Origin of the sequence: Arthrobacter sp. UYCu511, from assembly GCF_040547105.1 — a bacterium.
In the GTDB taxonomy this organism is placed as follows: domain Bacteria; phylum Actinomycetota; class Actinomycetes; order Actinomycetales; family Micrococcaceae; genus Specibacter; species Specibacter psychrochitiniphilus.
In genome coordinates this window covers 68,941-88,422 of sequence record NZ_JBEPPB010000012.1, presented here as the reverse complement: position 1 = coordinate 88,422, position 19,482 = coordinate 68,941, and the positions used below count along the sequence as shown (strand labels likewise).

At 60.7% G+C, this 19,482-nt stretch carries 21 protein-coding genes; 13 read left to right on the top strand and 8 right to left on the bottom strand.

Features of this window, described 5'->3' with window-relative positions; translation table 11 throughout:
• The first annotated feature begins 17 nt into the window (after positions 1 to 17).
• Together ABIB48_RS15145 and paaZ are read left to right on the top strand one after the other, a co-directional pair.
• Positions 18 to 866, top strand: a complete 849-nt coding sequence (locus ABIB48_RS15145) for a 3-hydroxyacyl-CoA dehydrogenase family protein (protein ID WP_502914141.1) — start codon at positions 18 to 20, stop codon at positions 864 to 866.
• Entirely contained in the window at positions 863 to 2,962 is a 2,100-nt protein-coding gene (gene paaZ / locus ABIB48_RS15140) for a phenylacetic acid degradation bifunctional protein PaaZ (protein ID WP_354213518.1), read from the top strand. Before ABIB48_RS15145 ends, paaZ begins: the two co-directional genes overlap by 4 nt.
• A gap of 9 nt (positions 2,963 to 2,971) precedes the next feature.
• On the opposite strand, the gene ABIB48_RS15135 is transcribed toward paaZ, so the two are convergent.
• From ABIB48_RS15135 to paaI, 4 genes are all read right to left on the bottom strand, one after another.
• Entirely contained in the window at positions 2,972 to 4,969 is a 1,998-nt protein-coding gene (locus tag ABIB48_RS15135) for an HNH endonuclease signature motif containing protein (protein WP_354213517.1), read from the bottom strand.
• 157 nt (positions 4,970 to 5,126) lie between these two features.
• The gene (locus ABIB48_RS15130; RefSeq protein WP_354213516.1) at positions 5,127 to 5,744 is read right to left on the bottom strand and encodes a TetR/AcrR family transcriptional regulator; all 618 of its coding nucleotides are present in this window, start codon (positions 5,742 to 5,744) and stop codon (positions 5,127 to 5,129) included.
• A gap of 38 nt (positions 5,745 to 5,782) precedes the next feature.
• Positions 5,783 to 7,108, bottom strand: a complete 1,326-nt coding sequence (gene paaK / locus ABIB48_RS15125; RefSeq protein WP_354213515.1) for a phenylacetate--CoA ligase PaaK — start codon at positions 7,106 to 7,108, stop codon at positions 5,783 to 5,785.
• A gap of 12 nt (positions 7,109 to 7,120) precedes the next feature.
• Complete coding sequence (paaI, locus tag ABIB48_RS15120) at positions 7,121 to 7,576, bottom strand: hydroxyphenylacetyl-CoA thioesterase PaaI (protein ID WP_354213514.1); 456 nt, start codon at positions 7,574 to 7,576, stop codon at positions 7,121 to 7,123.
• A gap of 189 nt (positions 7,577 to 7,765) precedes the next feature.
• Between paaI and paaA the strand changes: the two genes are divergently transcribed.
• The 6 genes from paaA to ABIB48_RS15090 are packed head-to-tail and all read left to right on the top strand — an operon-like array spanning position 7,766 to position 12,522.
• Positions 7,766 to 8,728: a 1,2-phenylacetyl-CoA epoxidase subunit PaaA gene (gene paaA, locus ABIB48_RS15115; RefSeq protein WP_502914140.1), complete on the top strand. Its 963-nt coding sequence runs from the start codon at positions 7,766 to 7,768 to the stop codon at positions 8,726 to 8,728.
• 2 nt (positions 8,729 to 8,730) lie between these two features.
• Complete coding sequence (gene paaB, locus ABIB48_RS15110) at positions 8,731 to 9,072, top strand: 1,2-phenylacetyl-CoA epoxidase subunit PaaB (RefSeq protein ID WP_315914392.1); 342 nt, start codon at positions 8,731 to 8,733, stop codon at positions 9,070 to 9,072.
• Complete coding sequence (gene paaC / locus ABIB48_RS15105) at positions 9,069 to 9,950, top strand: 1,2-phenylacetyl-CoA epoxidase subunit PaaC (protein ID WP_354213512.1); 882 nt, start codon at positions 9,069 to 9,071, stop codon at positions 9,948 to 9,950. The genes paaB and paaC overlap by 4 nt, the downstream gene beginning before the upstream one ends.
• A 26-nt stretch (positions 9,951 to 9,976) precedes the next feature.
• Entirely contained in the window at positions 9,977 to 10,519 is a 543-nt protein-coding gene (gene paaD / locus ABIB48_RS15100) for a 1,2-phenylacetyl-CoA epoxidase subunit PaaD (RefSeq protein WP_354213542.1), read from the top strand.
• The gene (paaE, locus tag ABIB48_RS15095) at positions 10,519 to 11,724 is read left to right on the top strand and encodes a 1,2-phenylacetyl-CoA epoxidase subunit PaaE (protein ID WP_354213511.1); all 1,206 of its coding nucleotides are present in this window, start codon (positions 10,519 to 10,521) and stop codon (positions 11,722 to 11,724) included. The genes paaD and paaE overlap by 1 nt, the downstream gene beginning before the upstream one ends.
• Positions 11,725 to 11,739: 15 nt before the next feature.
• Positions 11,740 to 12,522 carry an enoyl-CoA hydratase/isomerase family protein gene (locus tag ABIB48_RS15090; protein WP_354213510.1) on the top strand — a complete coding sequence of 261 codons (783 nt, stop codon included), beginning with the start codon at positions 11,740 to 11,742 and terminating at the stop codon, positions 12,520 to 12,522.
• On the opposite strand, the gene ABIB48_RS15085 is transcribed toward ABIB48_RS15090, so the two are convergent.
• The 3 genes from ABIB48_RS15085 to ABIB48_RS15075 form a co-directional block, all read right to left on the bottom strand.
• Positions 12,509 to 13,063, bottom strand: coding sequence for a hypothetical protein (locus ABIB48_RS15085; RefSeq protein ID WP_354213509.1), 555 nt, complete (start codon positions 13,061 to 13,063; stop codon positions 12,509 to 12,511). The two genes, ABIB48_RS15090 and ABIB48_RS15085, sit on opposite strands and share 14 nt — an antisense overlap.
• Positions 13,064 to 13,426: 363 nt before the next feature.
• Entirely contained in the window at positions 13,427 to 14,035 is a 609-nt protein-coding gene (locus tag ABIB48_RS15080; protein WP_354213508.1) for a recombinase family protein, read from the bottom strand.
• A gap of 956 nt (positions 14,036 to 14,991) precedes the next feature.
• On the bottom strand, positions 14,992 to 15,417 hold the full coding sequence (locus ABIB48_RS15075; RefSeq protein ID WP_354213507.1) for a hypothetical protein: 426 nt from the start codon (positions 15,415 to 15,417) through the stop codon (positions 14,992 to 14,994).
• A gap of 302 nt (positions 15,418 to 15,719) precedes the next feature.
• On the opposite strand from ABIB48_RS15075, the gene ABIB48_RS15070 reads away from it, so the two are divergent.
• Complete coding sequence (locus ABIB48_RS15070; protein ID WP_354213506.1) at positions 15,720 to 16,334, top strand: hypothetical protein; 615 nt, start codon at positions 15,720 to 15,722, stop codon at positions 16,332 to 16,334.
• 85 nt (positions 16,335 to 16,419) lie between these two features.
• Here the strand turns inward: ABIB48_RS15070 and ABIB48_RS15065 are convergent, their stop codons facing one another.
• Positions 16,420 to 16,851 carry a hypothetical protein gene (locus ABIB48_RS15065; protein ID WP_354213505.1) on the bottom strand — a complete coding sequence of 144 codons (432 nt, stop codon included), beginning with the start codon at positions 16,849 to 16,851 and terminating at the stop codon, positions 16,420 to 16,422.
• 199 nt (positions 16,852 to 17,050) lie between these two features.
• Between ABIB48_RS15065 and ABIB48_RS15060 the strand changes: the two genes are divergently transcribed.
• From ABIB48_RS15060 to ABIB48_RS15045, 4 genes are all read left to right on the top strand, one after another.
• The gene (locus ABIB48_RS15060; RefSeq protein ID WP_110107668.1) at positions 17,051 to 17,314 is read left to right on the top strand and encodes a type II toxin-antitoxin system Phd/YefM family antitoxin; all 264 of its coding nucleotides are present in this window, start codon (positions 17,051 to 17,053) and stop codon (positions 17,312 to 17,314) included.
• Positions 17,311 to 17,571 (top strand): type II toxin-antitoxin system RelE family toxin, encoded by a 261-nt coding sequence (locus ABIB48_RS15055; RefSeq protein WP_110107669.1) that lies wholly within the window; start codon positions 17,311 to 17,313, stop codon positions 17,569 to 17,571. The genes ABIB48_RS15060 and ABIB48_RS15055 overlap by 4 nt, the downstream gene beginning before the upstream one ends.
• Positions 17,572 to 17,902: 331 nt before the next feature.
• Positions 17,903 to 18,130 carry a hypothetical protein gene (locus tag ABIB48_RS15050; RefSeq protein ID WP_110107671.1) on the top strand — a complete coding sequence of 76 codons (228 nt, stop codon included), beginning with the start codon at positions 17,903 to 17,905 and terminating at the stop codon, positions 18,128 to 18,130.
• A gap of 200 nt (positions 18,131 to 18,330) precedes the next feature.
• Entirely contained in the window at positions 18,331 to 19,362 is a 1,032-nt protein-coding gene (locus ABIB48_RS15045) for a PDDEXK nuclease domain-containing protein (protein ID WP_354213504.1), read from the top strand.
• Positions 19,363 to 19,482 lie beyond the last annotated feature (120 nt).

Here is a 19,482-nt window from a genome sequence, read left to right as displayed (position 1 = left end):
TGCTCGGCGGTGGGCGCATGGGGGCAGGGATCGCACACGCCTTCCTCATGGCTGGCTGCGCTGTAGTTGTGGTGGAGCGCAACGCCGAGGCGGCAGCTGTGGCCCGCGCGAGGGTGGCGAAGTCGGTGGCTGGCTCGCTCGCACGGAACCCGGAACCCACTGCTGAACGTGGCAGTGCTGACGAAATCCTCGCCCGTCTGACCGTCTCCACCAGTTCCACAGACTTTGCCCTCTGCGCCCTCGTGGTGGAGGCCGTGCCTGAGGAGCTGGACCTGAAAAACTCCGCCCTGCAAACGGTAGAAAAACAGCTGGCACCGCAGGCGTACCTGGCCTCCAATACCTCCTCCCTATCCATCAACGTTCTCGCCGAGGGGCTGCAACGCCCCGAGAACTTCGTGGGTCTGCATTTCTTCAACCCGGTTCCTGCCTCGTCGCTGGTGGAGGTGGTGCTGGGCCAACAAACTGCACCCGCACTAGCGACCACGGCGAAAGGGTGGGTTGAGGCACTCGGCAAGACGGCCGTCGTCGTCCGTGATTCTCCTGGGTTCGCCTCCTCTCGGCTGGGGGTAGCGCTGGCCTTGGAGGCCATGCGCATGCTGGAGGAGGGCGTGGCCTCGGCAGAGGACATCGACGCGGCCATGGTGCTCGGTTACCGGCATCAAACCGGGCCGTTGCGCACCACGGATATCGTGGGCCTGGATGTGCGATTGGAGATTGCCGAGTACTTGGCAGCGATGTTGGGGGAGAGATTCGCGCCACCGCAGATTTTGCGCGACAAGGTGGCCCGTGGCGAGTTGGGACGTAAAACTGGCAAGGGATTTTTCGACTGGACTGAGCCCGAAATCGAGCGAAGGAATGCACCATGAACACCACAATTGAAATGATGCCCAGCTATGTCCAGGACAAATGGTGGGTACCGGAAGGATCCGGCGGCACCGAGGCGTTGGACGCCAGTACGGGGGAGGTGCTGGGACGGGTGTCAACCGAAGGCCTAGACCTGAGCGCTGCAGTACATTATGGGCGGACAACGGGGCAGGCTGAGCTCGGGAAGTTGACCCTCCACCAGCGGGCCTTGAAGCTGCGCGAACTGGCCACATATCTCAACGGTCGGCGTGAGGAACTGTATGAGATCTCCGCCAGGACCGGCGCCACACGGGGTGATTCCATGGTGGATATTGACGGCGGCATTGGCGTGCTGTTCACGTATTCCTCCAAGGGCCGGCGTGAACTGCCCAACTCAAACGTCATTGTGGACGGGCCTCTGGAGGTGCTCAGCAAGGACGGCTCGTTTGCCGGAGAGCACATTTACACACGCATCCCCGGCGTGGCTGTGCAGATCAACGCCTTCAATTTCCCCGTGTGGGGCATGCTGGAAAAGTTTGCACCGGCGTTCATTGCCGGCGTGCCCACCGTGGTGAAACCAGCCACCCCCAGCATGGAACTGGCCGTTGCCGGCGTGCGCATGATGGTGGAATCCGGGATACTGCCCCCGGGTTCGCTCCAACTGCTGTCCGGCCCGGCCCGCAGCATCCTGGACGCGCTGGACTACCGCGACATGGTCTCCTTTACCGGTTCCGCCAGTACCGCCAACTTGCTGCGCGCACACCCAAACGTGGCCGCCGGAGGGGTCCGCTTCAACGCCGAGACGGACTCGCTCAACGCAGCCATCCTTGGGCCCGACGCCGTGCCGGGGACCCCGGAATTTGATGCGTTCATCCGCTCTGTGGTTACGGAAATGACCGTCAAGGCCGGGCAAAAGTGTACGGCAGTGCGCCGTGCCATCGTCCCGGAGCAGTTGAAACCGGCAGTGATTGAGGCGATCGGTGCCCGGCTGGCCGGGCGCGTGGTGGTGGGGGACCCGCGCACCGAAGGCGTCACGATGGGCGCGCTCGCCTCCCTCGACCAGCTCTCCTCCGTTCGCGCCGCCGTCGACACCATGCTCCACTCCGGGGGCACGCTCGCCTGGGGGACGCTCGATGCCCCTGACGTTGGTTCTGCCGGTGGGGGCGCGTTCATGTCCCCGGTCCTGCTGGACTGGGCCGACCCCGATTCCCCCGCCGTGCACACCCTGGAGGCATTCGGCCCGGTGTGCGGGGTGCTGGGTTTTTCCATGCACGACGGCGGCGCCTCCGAGGCGGTCCGGCTCGCGGCGCTGGGGGCCGGCTCCCTCGTGGCGACCGTCTGCACAAACGATCCCGACTTTGCCCGGTCCGTGGTGACGGGTATTGCCGGGCACCACGGCCGCGTGCTGATGCTTAACCGGGAGGATGCACGCAGCTCAACCGGGCATGGTTCACCCGTACCGCACCTGGTGCACGGTGGCCCGGGGCGGGCTGGCGGCGGTGAGGAGCTGGGTGGCATCCGTTCGGTCATGCACCACATGCAACGCACCGCCATCCAGGGTTCGCCGAACATGCTCACGGCCGTGACCGGGGTGTGGCACGCAGGCGCGGATCGTGTTGTTGCTGGTGACCCCGAGTATGGCGGGATGGAAGGTGCTGTGCACCCGTTCCGGAAATCGCTCGCGGAGTTGCGGATCGGGGACGCATTCGCGTCGGGGCTGAGGCAGGTCACCTTGGCGGACATCACGGCATTTGCCCAGTCCACCGGCGACACGTTCTACGCCCATACGGACCCGGTTGCCGCGGAGAAGAACCCGTTCTTCCCGGGCATCGTGGCACACGGCTATTTGTTGGTGTCTTGGGCTGCCGGGCTGTTTGTGGAGCCCGCGCCGGGGCCCGTCCTGGCTAACTATGGTCTGGAGAACCTGCGCTTTTTGACACCGGTCGCGCCCGGGGACTCCATTCGGGTTACCCTCACGGCCAAGCAAATCAGTCCGCGCGTCACCGATGACTACGGTGAGGTGTGTTGGGACACTGTGCTGCACAATCAAAACGGCGACATCGTGGCCAGCTACGATGTCCTGACCCTCGTGGAAAAGGAAAACACGCTTTACCCCTGATGCGGGCGGTTAGTGACGGCCACGGTCGTGGTGGTAGGTGTTGCGGCGTTCCCTGCGGGTCATGTCTTCGGACCAAGGAGGCGTGAACCATGCGGTGCCGCCGTCGAGCCTGACCGTCCATCCCCTGTCGTGCAGGTAATGATGATGCAGGCTGCAGCACAGCACTCCGTTATCGATGCTGGTGGGCCCACCGTCCTGCCAAGGGATGATGTGGTGGGCCTGGGTCCATTGCGGCGGTGCCATGCAGTCGGGGAACACGCAGCCCATGTCCCTGGCCACGAGAATTTTCCGTTGTGCGAAGGTGAAAAGCCGTTGCGTACGGCCGACATCCAGGATTGCTCCGTTGCTATCATGCAATACTTCCGTGACTTCAGCGCCGCACACTTCTTCGTTGAACAGCGCCAGGGGTACTTGTCCGCTGTAGGGGGAATCGATACTCCCCGCTCCCTTGCGGCAGTCCAAATCATCTTGTGTCAGTGACAGGTACAGCTGGGTCTTCAACCCGCCATTCAGGGACAATTTGCCCGTACCTGCGGCCATAGCGAGGCAATGGAGCATGCCGTCCAACAACATTTGTGCCCGAGTGCGCCGGTCCTTGACTGCAGGATCAGTGCTATCAGGATCGATGGGGCTCAACCCGGGTAGGGCATCTTCAGATCCTGGTGCAGGAACCGAGACGCCATTGATCAGATGTGGCCACGGTTCCGTACTTTCCGCGGAACTTCCGTCGGCGGAGCCACCCTCTTCCAGATAACCCGTGTCATCGAGATCCGATCCCGACCAACCGGAATTTTCTGCGGTTTCCTGCGCTGCGTGGCTTGCTGGTGGGGGCCATTGCTTGGGCGAAGGTTGGGGGCCAGGATCCGGGATACCTGGAATCCAGAACCATGAATCGCCTTCGTGAACCTGAGGTGACGCATGGGGAGGTGCATCCGGCGGTCGCGGCGGGATTTCGTCCGGATTTAAGCGCCTGCGCCATCCTGGCCCTGTTGTGGGCGCAGATGGGCCCGTACCGGTGTCACCGAGAAGAGTCCGCAACAGAGTTTCCTGAGGAGGCTGCGCCCCGGTGCCCTTCGCCCTGCTGTCGTCTGCCCTGCTGCCAGGCGCCCCGCTGCCAGGCGCCCCGCTGCCGCCCGGAGTCGCCTCGTTCTCGGTGGGGGATTGGGAAGATTCCTCGCTCTGGTTGTCCGCCCGCTTGGGGTTCGTTGCCCAGTCGATGCATGCCATTGTTTGTTCATATTGGTTGATGGTCAGGTAGCCGTCCATCCTGACCCACCCCTTATACGGGCGGTGGAAGGAAAGTCCTTGTTTTGCCAACCGTTGCGACTCGGATGGCTTTTCCCCGTCTGGGTCAAGCAGCGCTAGCGCTCTGATACCCAGGTGCCGTAGGAAATACGGCGGCTCCACTTCGGCGTGTTCGCTGAGCGTGCTCTCAAGTGAAGACACATCTTGGGCATCAACAACTCCCGATTTGGCTAGATGGCTGGCTTTGTCGACGAAACCGGACACCACCAGCGCCTGCTCTATGGATACTTTGCCGGAGAAGAGGGCCGATCCGAGAGTTTGCTGGCTGGGCTCGGTCTCCACGTGGGTCAGTGGGTCGGTGGACGGCAGGAACCTTTGCGCCAGCCGCAGCCGGTTGTTGGCTTCTGCGCGGCTCAGCTTCAAGGATGAACTCAGGAAGTCTACGGGTGTCCGTGCCCCGGATTCCTGGTACCGTCCGGCTGAAATGCGTTCGGCTAGTTCGCCGGAGGTGTGTACGATCAGCCCCTGCAGGAAGCGGTTCAAGTGCTCAAGGGTTTGCGACCACGCCGCGACATCGTTGTCCGTAAGAGAAGCAAGCTCAACGCCCAAGGGGGCGGCAACGAAGGCCTTGGGCTCCGTGCGTGTGGCGGCAGATGTGGCGAGCGCTTCGGCAAGTGCCAGCAGATGGTGGACATGTCCATCAACTGCCCTGCCGTCCTGCGGGGATCCGGTGTAACCGGGCTCCTTTGCCGTCGTCTCCATAGGGCAAACATTACGCGTAGGCACTGACATTGTTCGGTGAAATATATGAAATGTGGAAAACTCTAGAAACTATTCGAACTGTGGAGGAATCGTTCGGGAAAATTACCTCTCATCAGCTATTTCGAACAGGAAGCGGCTGTGCCGGCAGCTGGCCGAATTAGCAGCGCAGGCCCTGAAAGGACATGGCCAGCACGTCGTCGGCTAGCTGTTCGGCAGTGAGTTTCCCGCCTGGCCGGTACCATTCAACGATTGAATTTATGGTTCCGGAAAGCAGTCTGCTGATGGAGGCGGCTTCGATGTCATCCCTCAGTGTTCCGGAGTTCTGGGCGTCTGCAACAAGTGCGGTCATGGCGCGGTCGAAGGTGCGCCGGCGGGCCATCGCATCCCGTTCCATCTCCGTGTTTCCGCGCAGCCGCAGCAGCAAGGTGACAAAGGGGAGTCGGTCCACGAGCACCGCGATCATCCCCCGCAGCACAAACTCGAGGCGGGCTTCGGGCGCTCCGGACGTGGCGCCGTCGAGCATCAACATAGCTTCGAGGCCACCCAGCGCCTCCTCCAAAGCCTGGCGCAACAGTTCTTCCTTGGATGGGAAGTGGTGGTAGATCGCGGATTTGGAGATGCCCAGTTGCTCGGCGAGGATCCCCATGGAGGTGGCCTCGTAGCCGTGCTTGTTGAAAACGCCCACGGCAATTCGCAGCACTGACTGCTGGTCATACCCAGGCCTGCCGCGTTTGACGGGAGTGGCGGGTGTGCCGGTGGGGGCGGAGTTGGGCATGTTTCCTAGTTTCTCACGGGGGTCGGTAGGCCAGCGGGTCAGGGCTTGGGGCGGTTGTCGTAGATGCGGCGCAGCTTGCCGTTGGAGCGTGCCAGGGAGCCAGGTTCCACCACGTCCACGGTGCAGGAGGAGCCGATGGTGGCCTTGATGTGATGTTGCAACGTGGCAGCGGCACCAGTGCGCTCCTCCGCGCTGGTGTTCTCCCTCGGTTCAATGTGGATGGTCAGCTGGTCGAGGCGCCCGGTGCGGGTCAGTTCCAGCTGGAAGTGCGGGCTCAGCGCCGGGATGCGCAGCGCAATTTCCTCAATTTGTGACGGGAACATGTTCACCCCGCGCAGGATGATCATGTCGTCGCTGCGTCCGGAGATGCGCTCCATCCTGCGCATGGCCGGGCGGGCTGTGCCCGGCATGAGACAGGAGAGGTCCCCGGTGCGGTACCGGATGACGGGCATTGCTTCCTTGGTCAGCGAGGTAAACACCAGCTCGCCCTTTTCGCCGTCCGGCAGTGCCGTGGCGTGGTCAAAGGCGTCCACGATCTCCGGGATGAAATGGTCCTCCCACACATGGTTGCCGTCCTTCGTCTCCACACATTCACCGGCCACCCCCGGCCCCATGACCTCGGACAGCCCATAAATATCGCACGCGTCCAAGCCCATGCCCGTCTCTAATTCCGTCCGCATCTCCTCCGTCCATGGTTCGGCGCCGCACACGGCAAACTTCAGCGAGGTGGTCCGTGGGTCGATCCCTCCGTGCGCCATGGCATCCATGATGGTCAATAAGTAGGTGGGCGTGCACATGATGGCGTCGGGATCGAAGTCCAGAATCAGTTGCACCTGCTTCTCCGTCTGCCCGCCGGACATGGGAATCACTGTGGTGCCCAGTGCCTCGGCACCGTAGTGTGCGCCTAGGCCTCCCGTAAACAATCCATAGCCGTAGGCGTTATGGACCTTCATGCCAGGACGGACCCCCGAGGCGCGCATGGACCGGGCCACGAGCGAGGCCCACATGCTGATGTCGTTCTTGGTGTACCCCACCACCGTGGGCCGGCCGGTGGTGCCGGAACTGGCATGAATGCGCACCACCTGGCTTTGCGGCACGGCAAACATGCCAAAGGGATATTCCTGCCGCAGGTCCTCCTTGGTGGTGTACGGGAATTTCGCCAGGTCCGCCAGTTCCTTCACGTCGGAGGGGTGGACGCCGGCGTCGTCGAACTTGCGCTTGTAGAGGGGCACTCGTTCATAGGCCCAGGCCACGCTCTGTTGGAGTCGGGTGAGCTGCAACGCCGCTAACTCGTCGCGGCTCATGAGCTCGGCGGGGTCCAGCTGGGCAGGATCGGCCCCTTGTTCATTGCTTGTGCTGGTCATGGGATGGGCCTTTCAATGCGGGTGTTTCTTGGGGATGGTACGGCTGCGGCCACGGAATTCCGCAACCACGGTGGGAGAATCGGCATCACCGGTGAAGACCTGCACGTCGTACAGCCCACTGCGCCCCTGTTGCTGGCGCAGCGTCGCGACGGCTGTGATGCGCTGGCCCGTGTGTGTTGGTGTCAGAAAATTAATGTCGACGCCGGAGGCAACAGTGACGCTGTCCCCGTCCCCGCCGGGAGGGTTGCAGGCCATGGCAAACGCGGAATCGGCGAAGGCGAAGATCATCCCGCCGTGAGTGGAACCAAAACCGTTCATCATTTCTTCGCGCAGCGTCATGGCGATGACCACATGCCCATTTGCCACCTCGAGCACCTCGATACCGAGCCACTTGGACGCGCGGTCATTGAGCAGGATCGCATGGGCGGGCCCCGCTTCGGTCCCTACGCCTGAATCAACCGCAGCCATGTGTGCTCCCAAAGTTTCCTACCGAATGTTCATTAGGTAATACCCTTGTGCGCGGCCTGTCAATGGAATCACTCCGCCACCGTGGGATGCCCTGCAAAGGCTGCGTAGATTCATTGACTGCCCACGCACTCCACTATATCCTGAACGAACGGTCGGTAATTATAAATGGCCGCCCTGAATGGAGAGGCCATGGCAGAGAATCAGCCCGTCGATGACGCCGGGCAAGCCAACTTTGATGCAGTCATCGCCAAGGATTCACGGATTGAGCCGAAGGACTGGATGCCCGCCGACTACCGCCATGCGCTGGTGCGGCAAATGTCCCAGCACGCGCATTCGGAGATCATTGGCATGCAGCCGGAGGCCAACTGGATCACGCGTGCCCCCAGCCTGAAGCGCAAGGCCATCCTCATGGCGAAGGTGCAGGACGAGGCCGGGCACGGGCTGTACCTGTACTCCGCCACGGAAACCCTGGGCACCACCCGGGATGAGATGACGGAGGCTCTCCTGGCCGGCAAGGCCCGGTACTCCTCCATTTTCAACTACCCCACCGTGAGCTGGGCGGACATGGGCGCCATTGGGTGGATGGTGGATGGTGCCGCCATCACGAACCAGGTGCCGCTGTGCCGGGCGTCGTACGGCCCGTATGCCCGGGCCATGGTGCGTATTTGTAAGGAGGAATCCTTCCACCAGCGCCAGGGTTTCGAGATCCTGCTGGAGCTTTCCCACGGCACACCCGGGCAGAAGGCCATGGCGCAGGATGCCGTGAACCGCTGGTACGCGCCGTCGCTGATGATGTTCGGCCCGCCGGACGCCGATTCGCCCAATACCAGCAAATCCATGGCCTGGAACATCAAGAGATTTGGCAATGACGAGCTCCGTTCCCGCTTTGTGGGCATGCTCGCCGAGCAGGTCAAGGTCCTGGAGCTCGAGCTGCCGGACCCTGACGTCCGCTTCAACGAGGACACCAAGTCCTGGGACTACGGCCCGCTCGATTGGGCAGAGTTCAAGGAGGTCCTGGCCGGCCGTGGCCCCTGCAATGCCCAGCGTATGGAACGCCGCCGTGCCGCGCACGACGACGGAGCCTGGGTTCGTGAGGCAGCCGCCGCTTACGCTGCCAAACAGTCCGCTTCGAATGAAAGGGAGGCCGCGTAGCCATGACCCCCAATTCTCCCGCTTCCCCTTCTGAAAGTTCGACGCCGGGCGCCTCCTTGGGTGCCAGGGCTTGGCCCCTGTGGGAGGTCTTTGTCCGGTCGAACCGTGGACTGAGCCATGTCCACGCCGGTTCGTTGCACGCCCCCGATTCCGCCATGGCGCTGCGTAATGCCCGCGACCTCTATACCCGGCGCAATGAAGGCGTGTCCATCTGGGTGGTCCCCTCCGATGCCATCGCAGCCTCCGACCCCGATTCAAAGGGCTCATTCTTCGAATCCCCGCAAGGAAAGGACTACCGTCACGCCACCTACTACGTGAAGAGTGAAGGGGTGAAACACCTATGATCCCCACCGGCTCCCATCACCGGAACCCCACGCCCTACTCCCTCGGCGACAGCTCCGCCTCCGCCACGAGGATCACGCCCGGCAATGCGCTGCGTCCCGAAGATATTGCGCTGGCAGCAGCCGAAGGAACGGCGCATCCGCGCGAAGCCGTGGCCGAATATGCGCTCCGGCTTGGCGACGATGCCCTCATCCTGGCCCAGCGCCTAGGGCATTGGATTTCTCGCGGGCCAGAACTGGAAGAAGACGTAGCGCTGGGCAACATTGCACTGGACCAATTGGGCCATGCCCGCTCCTTCCTCACCTATGCGGGTGCCGCATGGGGCAAGAACGAAGACGATCTGGCCTATTACCGCCGAGAGCCTGAATTCCGCTCAGCCCATCTCTTTGAACAACCCAACGGCGACTTCGCCGTCACGATTGCCCGCCAATTCATTGCCGCCAGCTACCAGTACCTCTTATATAGGGAGCTGACCCGCTCCAGCGACCCTATGCTGGCGGCCATTGCTGGAAAAGCCGTGAAGGAGGTCGACTACCACTTGGACCACAGCACCCAATGGGTGCTGCGCCTCGCCGGAGGCACGGAGGAATCGAACCGCCGCATGATCGCAGGGCTGGAGCTGATGTGGCCGTTTGTTGGCGAGCTCTTCGAAGACGATCCGCTGATTGCGGAAGTGGGGGACGCCGGCGTCGTGCCTTCCAGTCTGAAGGAAGAATTTGACCGGGCCACTGCTGCTGTCCTGGCGGAGGCCGGGCTGGAGGTTCCCGCGCACCCCATGGCCACCGGCGGCGGGCGGCATGGGCGGCACTCGGAACACTTGGGGTACCTGCTGGCGGAAATGCAGGTCCTGGCCCGCGAATATCCCGGGGCAAGCTGGTGAGCGCCGTGGCTGAAACGAAGAGCGCCGTGGCCCAGACAAAACACAAATCAGTAAACGCGGTGGACCAGGCAACGGCGTGGAACATTGCCGCCACCGTGTGCGACCCCGAACTTCCAGTCCTCACCATCGCGGACCTCGGCATCCTGCGCGCCGTGGACGTGGGGGTGGACACCGTACACTCCAACGCAACCGGGGTCCGGGTCACCATCACGCCCACGTATTCCGGCTGCCCTGCCATGGATGTCATCCGTGCCGACGTGCGCAGCGCTTTCGAGAAGGCGGGCGTATCTAATGTGGAGATCGTGACCGTGCTGGCCCCGGCCTGGACCACAGACTGGATGAGCGCCGAAGGCCGGGACAAACTGGAAAAGTTCGGCATCGCCCCGCCCAGCGGAAGCTCCCACGCCGGCGGGCACAGCGGCCCCATCCGGCTGGCCCTGCAGGTGAAATGCCCGCACTGCCAGTCCCTTGACACCCGCGAAATTTCCCGCTTCGGCTCCACCTCCTGCAAGGCGCTCTACAGCTGCCGCGGCTGCGGGGAACCGTTCGACTACTTCAAGGTGATCTAATGAGCATCCCAGCGAACGCCACCGCCCGGCGCAGGGCCTCGTTCCACACACTGACCGTGACCGAGGTGCGGCGGCTGACCGAGGACGCCATCGAGGTCACCTTCACAGTCCCCGCCAAGCTCGCCGGTCATTACGATTATCTGCCCGGCCAGTACGTGGCCCTGCGCCTGAAAATGCCCGACGAGGCCGGTGTGCTCCGGGAATTGCGACGCAGCTACTCCCTGTGCGCCGTCCCCGTGCAATTCCCGGACGGCAGCTCGGAACTGAAAGTCGCCATCAAGCGCGACATCGGCGGGCAGTTCTCCACCTGGGCCAACGCCGAACTCGCCGCCGGGGAAGTCATTGAGGTCATGAGCCCCCAGGGTGCATTCGTCTCCCGCCACGCCGGGGCAGCCGTCAACGGTGGCGTGAACATCCTGAACAGTATGAACCACCCGGAGGAGCTGGCCCGCCACGCCGGAAACTATGTGGCCATTGCGGCAGGCTCCGGCATCACACCGGTCATGGCCCTGGCAAAGTCGCTGCTTGCCAGCAACAATGAGACCCGGCTGGATCTGGTGTACGCGAACAAGGCCGCCATGGACGTGATGTTCTTGGAGGATCTGGCGGATTTGAAGGACAGGTACCCGGGACGCTTTGCCCTCCATCATGTGCTCTCGCGCGAGCAGCGCATCTCCCCCCTGCTCAGCGGCCGTCTCGATGCGGTGAAGCTGGAAACGCTGCTGGACACGGCCATCCACGCGGACGGTGTTGATGAGTGGTTCCTGTGCGGCCCCTTCGATTTGGTACAGCTCTGCCGTGACGTGCTGGCGGCACGGGGCGTCCCACGGGACGCCATCCGTTTCGAGTTGTTCACCACCGGAAGCCCGGACCGTCCCGCCGGACAGCATGGGCGCCCGGTCCTGATTGACTCCTCCGAGGAAACGTGGAAGCTCACGTTCACCTTGGACGGCCTGCGTGCCGAGCTGCGCAGCCCCGTCCATGCCCGCGAATCCCTCCTCAATGCCGCATTGCGCGTGCGCCCGGATGTGCCGTTTGCCTGTGCCGGGGGAGTGTGCGGCACCTGCCGAGCCAAGCTGGTGTCCGGCGACGTGACGATGGATGAAAACTACGCCCTAGAACCCGACGAGCTGGAAGCCGGCTACATTCTCACCTGCCAATCCCACCCAACCACGCCGGAGGTCACAGTTGACTACGACGGCTGATCCCCAGGAGGACCTGTGATTGAGCTGTCCATCGCCAATTCCGTGGCCGAGATTGTGCTGAACGCCCCGGAAAAGCTGAATTCCCTGAATGAGGCGGCCTTGGGGGAGCTGTCCGCCGCGTACGACGACGCTGCTGCCGCCGCCTCCGCGGGCACCGTCCGGGCGCTGCTCATCAGAGGTGAGGGACGGGCGTTTTGTGCCGGCCGCGACATTGCCGGGGTGGACGGCGCCAACGATGATGCCCGCGGTTACCTTGAGGGACTGCTACTGCCGTTGCTGCGCAAGATGGCGGCATTTCCGGCACCCACATTTGCCGCAGCTCAGGGCGCGTGCCTCGGTGTGGGGCTGGGCCTGTTGATAGCCACGGACGTGGTCTACGTGGCAGAGAATGCCAAGTTCGGTTCGCCCTTCGGCAACCTAGGCGCCACGCTGGATTCGGGCGGGCACTGGCTGTTCACCGAAACGCTCGGTGCGCACCGCACTCTCGACCTCATTTATACCTCGGAGCTCATGAGTGGGGCCGAGGCAGTGGCCTCCGGTTTGTTCAGCCGGGCCATGCCGGTGGAGGGGCTGCTGGACTTCACCCGGGCGGCAGCACAGAAGGCCGCAACCGGCCCCACCCAAGCCTTCAACGCCAGCAAAACCCTTGTTGCGCTGATCCGGCAGGAGCGGCTGGGACTGTGGGACGCCGTCGGACGTGAAAACGAGGCGCAGGTGGCCCTGTCAGCTACAACAGACTATGCGGAAGGTTTCGCGGCATTCACGGCCAAACGGAAGCCCGGCTTTACGGGGCAGTAACCGCGGCAGCCTTGCCGGGGCGGGTGATGAACGGCCAGGCGATGGTCAGGGCGCCGAGAACGGCCAGGACGAGCGCCTCGCCGGGGAAGTCGAGCACGCGCAGTACGATGGCGGCGGCCAGATAGGGCAGTGCCGCCCAGCTGAGTGGCGCGAACTTGAGCCGGACGCCCCACGCCAGGAACATGAGCGCGAAGTACAGGCTCAGTTCAAAGCGGACCGAGAATTCCACGAAGAAGAACACCACACCCACAATGGCAAGGGCCCCGGCAGCCGCCGTGGTTTGGCGGCGCGCCTCCGTCTTGGGCGTGAACTTGAGCGAGAGCCAGAGCAGTACGGCGCAGATGGCCGGGATCATCGGGGTCAGGAAGAACACGGGCGCGCTGATGGTGGCGGGGTCACCGGAACCGAGCAGGAGCAGCAAAGCCGAAAGCAGTGCGCCGAGTCCGGCCACCATGAAGACCCGCCCGTTTACCAGCGGTGCCTCCTGAGCGGCGATGGCGGACTGGTCGGGAAGAGGTGCGGCTGCGGGGGAAGACGTCATGGTTCAATCGTCGCAGGTAAAAGCCGAGGCTGAGTTCAGCCGAGCACGGCCCTAAAAGCGGTCCCTTCTAGGAGACGGCGACCTTCACCACTTCTGTGACTTTTTCTCAACTGCCGGGCTCCACGTTTTCAGTGCCTAGGACACAGGCTAGATCTCCCCGCCATCGAGGCGTGCCGCGTCCTCGAACTCGGCGGTCGGGTAGCGGGTGTTAAACTGCCCGAATTCTTGACGCAGAAAATGACCTTGCCGTTGCTGTTCGCATAGGCTGGCATGCCGTACTAGGTCTTCGGTAGCAGCCCCGGAGCATTTTCAGACACGATCAGGCGAACGCGTTCTGCGAGCACACGGTCGTCGGTGCTGAAGCTAGTGAATTTCTCGGCCATGTATGGCTGCCCTTGTGCGACCGCGTTCAATGGCCCGGTAGACAGTGGAGCGACCGATGGAGAACAGCTCGGCTATTTCGCCCATGGTGTGTTCACCGGCAGCGTGCAGTTCGAGGAGGTGTAATTCTTGTTTGATGGAGAGCTTTGGTTGTTTCCCGCGGAGGCGGCCCTTGGCCTTGGCGATTTTCATTCCTTCGCGAGTACGCATGCTGATCAGGTCGGCTTCGAACTCAGAGATCATGGCCAACACGTTGAAAAGTAGTTTGCCCATTGGATCGGTAGGGTCGTGGACAGAGCCACCGATGTTGAGTTTGATTTCACGGCTGGCGAGGTCGTCGGCTATTTCGTGGGCGTCGCGGACGGAACGGGCAAGGCGGTCTAGCTTGGTCACGACGAAGGTATCCCCGCCGCGACATGCTGCCAAGGCTTCGCGGAGCCCGGCGCGGTTCTTGTTCCTGCTGCCGGTAAAGCCATGATCAACGTAAATTCGTTCACTGCCAACACCAAGGGCAGCAAGTGCATCACGCTGCGCGGTGAGGTCTTGTTCTTCCGTGGACACGCGTGCGTAACCGATCAGTAGTTTAGACATACGACTTAGTGTGCCATATAGCACCCCTTCACCGGTCGGGTGGTCGGACGGGTGTTACGGGACGGTCGTCCGATCAATTCCCGCAATGATGCAGGTCAGAGCCGTATATTGGCCGGTGGTGGACCGGCTTACGGGACAGTTTTGTTTCGTCTATGCGCGACACCACTTGCGGGACGGCTTTGACTGCACCCGACGGAAATGGGACGCCCATATTTTCCGCAGCCGAGTGTTGATTCAGGAGAATCTCCCGACTCGTAACCATGCATTGAGCTCTCGCCTGCTTGCCATCCTATGCACCGAACTTTGCCCACTGCCCCAAAGCCGTGAAGATGAATTGTTCCGACTGGGGTCAGGGGCCAGAGGTGAACTTGTCGGTATTGATGTGCTCAGTTAGCGCTACGCTGCTCTCAGCAGTTGTCGGTCGACCAAGCAGCAACGATTGATATGTGTCCGCCGCTCCGACAACCGGCGAGAACGCAGTCCGAATCTTCTTTCCGCGCATGGTCCGGATCAGCCTGAATACAATTCCGAGGGCTATAGCAATCCAAAGCGCTGCAGAGGCCCCAGCAACAACAATTCTTGCCCCATCGGATTCAACAAAAGAATAGATGGCTATCGCAACGAGTGCCAAGATACACCCAATTACCATCAACACTTTTGACTTCATGGCCCCCACCCCATCCACCTTATCGATTTCTGTAAGACTACAAGGGGAAATTTTGCTTGAACAGGGTCCATCATGCCTCGCCAGAACTCAACTCACCGCTTGAAATGCCTGGGGAGACTTCCTGCGGATCGGAAAGCAATGGCTTCAGGTCAACGATGTTGACTGATCCGAGCCGGACTCGTTGAGAATGAGCCGGCCACACCCAAAACGGTATCTACCACTGGTCGCAGACTGTGCCTCACTTAGCGTTCCGCATATGGAACGGTCTAACGCTGCTGCGCCTAGCCAGTCAGTGCACACTAACGAGCGTTGACCAGGCAACGTCGATCACGCATAGCCCCTCGTCGGTATCACGGTAGAAGACGTCTCCCGGATAGTGGATGCCAGGCACTGCGTCCTCAGGGAGGCCTTCTAGGTTGATGCTCCACTGAGGATCGAGCGCCACTTGGTTGTCCCAATACTGTGGCTTAAACTTTTCCGGTTCACCTGCAGAGAGCCCTGACCAATCACTGGGCGTGCCTAGGTCCGCCACGGAGTCAGTGCAGACAATGTCTGACGTTTCGCCCGAAGCTAAGTCGCTCACAAGCTTCTCGGTCGTTTGAATCACCTGGGCACCATCGCCTCCCCAGATCAGTGTGTCAATTGAACATCCAGTCAACAGGGCCGCGAAAGCACCCACTGAAAGTCCGTAAACAGATCTGCGAATCGGTGTCATGCCCCAAACCTACCGCGCCACCTCACCGGCCTGCGCATAAAAGCTAGACAACGACTTTACTGCCCGGTAAAGGTTCGACAGTGGGATGTTGGGGAATTCCTCGACTTTGCTGCAGAGCGGCTAACTCTGGTCATACAGTGTGATCAGGCGATTGGCGGTCGCCGCGTTTTCAAATCACAGGAACTGGTCATATGGGCAGGAATCCCTGTTCAATAGGATTTTCTCTTCCGCGGCCCGCGCGGCTGTATCCGAATAGGAAGTATTGGGACGAAATGGTGAGCTCTCGAAAACATCCCGGCCTGGTGGCTCTCTACGACGCCTTAGTAGACATCGGATTTAGAAAACGCGCTGATGGGATCTTCACCATGGCCTTCGACAGTGATTCTCTTGGCATTCTCGGCCTGAACTACGCCAGTCGAGCCGGTATCCCTGGTCAGCTTAATATGAATCCAGTGTGTGGCGTGCGTGTCCAACAGATTGAACGCCAGGTTGCTGAACTTCGAGGGCAAAAGTTTCACCAGTATTTTCCACCGACGGTGTCTGATCCGTTGCATTATCTGGCTAGGCCTGGCGTGGCATCAAATTGGGTTCTTTTTCGTGACACTCCTGAAGCAAACGCTGTGGTTATTGCAGACATCGTGAACTGTGTTGAAACCGCTGGCCTGCCCTACATGCGCAAGATGGCGAATCTAGGGACCATGGCCCAAGCACTGGTGGCGGATGGAGGTCGCAGATGGCAGACAGTGTTCCGTGCACCTGTCGCATTGTGGCTTCTCAACCGCGATGCGGAAGCAATGAGCTACATGGACGCCCTGCTCGCTGAATTCGATAACAAACCAGGGGAGCCATATGACGGTTACCGGAACTTCGCCTCAACTCTAAAACGACGCATCGCCGAATCAGCTGCCCTGCGATAGTTCGATATCCCTTATGCCCTTCCTTCGCGGACACGCGAGCCGCTGTCCTGCTCTGATGGGCAATGAAGTCTTATATACGCGATGTTCAGCGATCAGAGACGAGGACGTTGTCTGAGATCTTGATCCAGCCCGATTCGATTTTTCCAGTGTCGGAGTCATCCCCCAGAAGAATCGTTAAATACGGTCCTTTCGCCGACGACACATTAATAATCTCACCGCTGTTTCTAGTCTCGCCGCAACCTACATGCCAATCATTCTCGTCAGGCGGAACAACTGCCACACAGGTCGTTCGGGCATCGTCACTTTGCACAGCGACGTACCGCACACCATCTTTGGCGGCTAGAAGACGTGAGCTGTCCCTGTTCACTTCTTCCGACAGGGTGATAGAGGACGGTAAAGAATCCTCGAGCGTGGCATCCCGCTGCAGCGCCTTTAACCCCGCCTGACCGGAACAACCAGTCAGCAGTAGACCTGCAATACCGACAACGGCAATAAAAGGAAATGATCTGCGCTTCATTGTTTCCCCCCAATATCGATTTTCATTCGAGGCTACAGTATGTGCTCCACAGAGCAACAAGTAGCCAAAACATTCGAAGTGCGTCAGACGTCCCGTATGCCGTTCCCCTCTGGAATTGCCGGAGACAAGGGGAGATGGAGCCGACTTTGGGTGAAAGAATCGTCGTGTCAAATGTGTACACAAGTGCTACTGTGGTTACATGAACACGATTACTTCATCCGTCACAATTCGGGCACTTCGCGATGGTCTCGCTGATGCTGTGGGCCGTGCTAGCTACGGGCATGAACGCGTGCAGATTACGAAGAACGGCAAGCCGGCGGCTGTGCTTATTGGCCCCGATGACTTTGAACTGCTGGAGCAACTGGAAATGTTCCGTGATGTCGCTGAATACCGGGCGGCTAAGTTGGCTGATGACGGTGAGCGCGTCAGCCTGAGTGAACTGCGTGCTGAGCTAGACGCGTGAGTTCTTACCGCATTGAATTCACCACCGCGGCCGCGAAAGAACTCAGAAAGCTTGACCCCGGAATCCGACGCCGCATCCTGTCCGGCATCGCCGAACTTGGGCAGGACCCCCGCCCTGCTGGTTGTAAAAAGCTGGCCGGCGAAAGTACTGCTTGGCGGATCCGCGTTGGTGACTACCGGATACTCTACGAAGTTGTCGACAACCTTCTCCTCGTTACCGTGGTTCGAGTGGCCCACCGCCGCGAAGTCTACAAATAACCATCCGGCTGCGTTTTAATTACTTAGATATCCAAAACTTTGGGCATACTCAACGCGCATTAACGGATGGGATCGCCAGTAGCAGAACGTGCAGCACCTCGGTTCCTGAGGACCTCAGGCCCGATAAGCGCCAAATTTCAGTAAGCGGTCCCGTATCCCGTTCCCCTCTGGAACTGCCTTGGCACGACTTTTCAGCTCCAGCGCCCGCATGATTCCACGGGCCGGTGTCCGACCGGCTAACGAGACAGTTCGCCAATTTCTATACGGGACACCCGGCGCGGGACGCACTTCGCTGCTACCCAAATTCTTGCTGCCGTTCTAGGGTGGGGTCATGGTGGATTGGGAAGCAGCCAGCCGACAAAGCGACGTGCGATTGTGGCGAGCCATGTTCTGGATTCACATCGTACTTTTAGTGCTCGGAATCGTTAGTCTGCTTCTCGTTATTTTTGGGTCCGAGGGCAATCCCGACCCGTGGGCACTTGTGCCAGGCATCGCCATAGTCGTCATGGTGGCAATCTTGCTGCCCAACTCTTACAAGAAGTGGCAATCAAACAGATAGGCCAGAAACTCCATACGATCTGCGAAGGCGTGACCATGGGCAAATATTGTCCTGCGGATTAGGCGCCGGGCGGTCAAGGTTCCCCAGTGGGCATGACCGCGGCTGGCCTCCACGCCTAGAAGTTTGACTGCCAGAACATACTGGAGGTGGGTTGGGAATAAGTGAATGTTTGGTCAAGAGGCGTTGGGTAGTCTTGATTGATGACATCCGGAGACCTTTCCCCTCTTCCCGACGACTATGCCCAGGTGCTGGCTTCGTTGAAGGATCGGGTTCGTGAAGCAAGGATTACTGCCCAGCGCAGAGTCAATACGGAACTCATTAGCCTGTACTGGGGCATTGGGCAGCAAATACTTGCGCATCAAGACAACCAAGGATGGGGTGCCGGCGTCATCCGCCGTTTGGCTGAGGACCTAGGTACCGAGTTTCCGCTGATGAAGGGTTTTTCCCAACGCAACCTGCAGTACATGCGGACCATGGCCAGCGCTTGGGGACCTGAGTCAAATGTGCCACAGCTTGTGGCGCAATTGCCGTGGGGACATATCCGCACCATTCTTGACAAGGCAGAAACCCCTCAAGCGCGTGATTGGTATGCCGCCGCCGCCGTGGAATTCGGATGGTCCCGCAATGTCCTGCTGAACATGATGATGAATCGTTCCATGGAACGCACGGGGACTGCGCCGTCTAACTTCAGGCAGCATTTGGCTGCCATGGACTCGGAGCTGGCGCAACAAGTGGCCAAGGACCCTTATGCCTTTGAGTTTCTGGGGCTCTCGGGCGAGGTGGCAGAAAGAGACCTGGAACAGGCGCTCATGGACCGTATCGTGGAGACACTGCGGGAATTGGGCCCAGGATTCGCCTTTGTCGGTCGCCAAGTTCATATGGAAGTGGACGGAGACGACTTTTACATTGATCTCTTGTTCTTCCATGTCGAGCAGCTGCGCTACTTCGTCATCGAACTAAAAACGGGGAAGTTCCAACCCGAATTCGCTGGGAAGCTGAATTTCTATGTCGCGTTGGTCGATGACAAACTACGACGCCAAGCTCACGCGCCGACAGTCGGAATTCTCATCTGCGGCAGCAAGAACGATCACACCGTTCGATACGCCCTTGGACGTTCCACCTCGCCCATGGCTGTGGCCGCTTACACCTATGATCAGCTCACCAACGAGGATCGTGCGATACTCCCACCAGAGGAACAGCTCACCGCAGCCCTCGATACCCTCCCGGAATGAGCAATCCTGAGCCCGGAAACAAAACACCCGGCTAGAAACCCTGTTGGTATATAGCCAGCGATGAAAAGCGAAGCCTAGACCGTCCCGCAGGAGGTTCCATTTGTGACAGTCCGATGTAGT

Coding starts and splice junctions, on each gene's coding strand:
- ABIB48_RS15085 (WP_354213509.1), bottom strand. CDS start 13,063: ATGACGTCTTCCCCCGCAGCCGCACCTCTTCCCGACCAGTCCGCCATC.
- paaC (WP_354213512.1), top strand. CDS start 9,069: ATGATCCCCACCGGCTCCCATCACCGGAACCCCACGCCCTACTCCCTC.
- paaZ (WP_354213518.1), top strand. CDS start 863: ATGAACACCACAATTGAAATGATGCCCAGCTATGTCCAGGACAAATGG.
- ABIB48_RS15075 (WP_354213507.1), bottom strand. CDS start 15,417: ATGACACCGATTCGCAGATCTGTTTACGGACTTTCAGTGGGTGCTTTC.
- paaE (WP_354213511.1), top strand. CDS start 10,519: ATGAGCATCCCAGCGAACGCCACCGCCCGGCGCAGGGCCTCGTTCCAC.
- ABIB48_RS15130 (WP_354213516.1), bottom strand. CDS start 5,744: ATGCCCAACTCCGCCCCCACCGGCACACCCGCCACTCCCGTCAAACGC.
- paaA (WP_502914140.1), top strand. CDS start 7,766: ATGGCAGAGAATCAGCCCGTCGATGACGCCGGGCAAGCCAACTTTGAT.
- paaI (WP_354213514.1), bottom strand. CDS start 7,576: ATGGCTGCGGTTGATTCAGGCGTAGGGACCGAAGCGGGGCCCGCCCAT.
- ABIB48_RS15145 (WP_502914141.1), top strand. CDS start 18: ATGGGGGCAGGGATCGCACACGCCTTCCTCATGGCTGGCTGCGCTGTA.
- ABIB48_RS15050 (WP_110107671.1), top strand. CDS start 17,903: ATGGTGGATTGGGAAGCAGCCAGCCGACAAAGCGACGTGCGATTGTGG.
- ABIB48_RS15065 (WP_354213505.1), bottom strand. CDS start 16,851: ATGAAGCGCAGATCATTTCCTTTTATTGCCGTTGTCGGTATTGCAGGT.
- paaB (WP_315914392.1), top strand. CDS start 8,731: ATGACCCCCAATTCTCCCGCTTCCCCTTCTGAAAGTTCGACGCCGGGC.
- ABIB48_RS15080 (WP_354213508.1), bottom strand. CDS start 14,035: ATGTCTAAACTACTGATCGGTTACGCACGCGTGTCCACGGAAGAACAA.
- ABIB48_RS15045 (WP_354213504.1), top strand. CDS start 18,331: ATGACATCCGGAGACCTTTCCCCTCTTCCCGACGACTATGCCCAGGTG.
- ABIB48_RS15060 (WP_110107668.1), top strand. CDS start 17,051: ATGAACACGATTACTTCATCCGTCACAATTCGGGCACTTCGCGATGGT.
- paaK (WP_354213515.1), bottom strand. CDS start 7,108: ATGACCAGCACAAGCAATGAACAAGGGGCCGATCCTGCCCAGCTGGAC.
- ABIB48_RS15135 (WP_354213517.1), bottom strand. CDS start 4,969: ATGGAGACGACGGCAAAGGAGCCCGGTTACACCGGATCCCCGCAGGAC.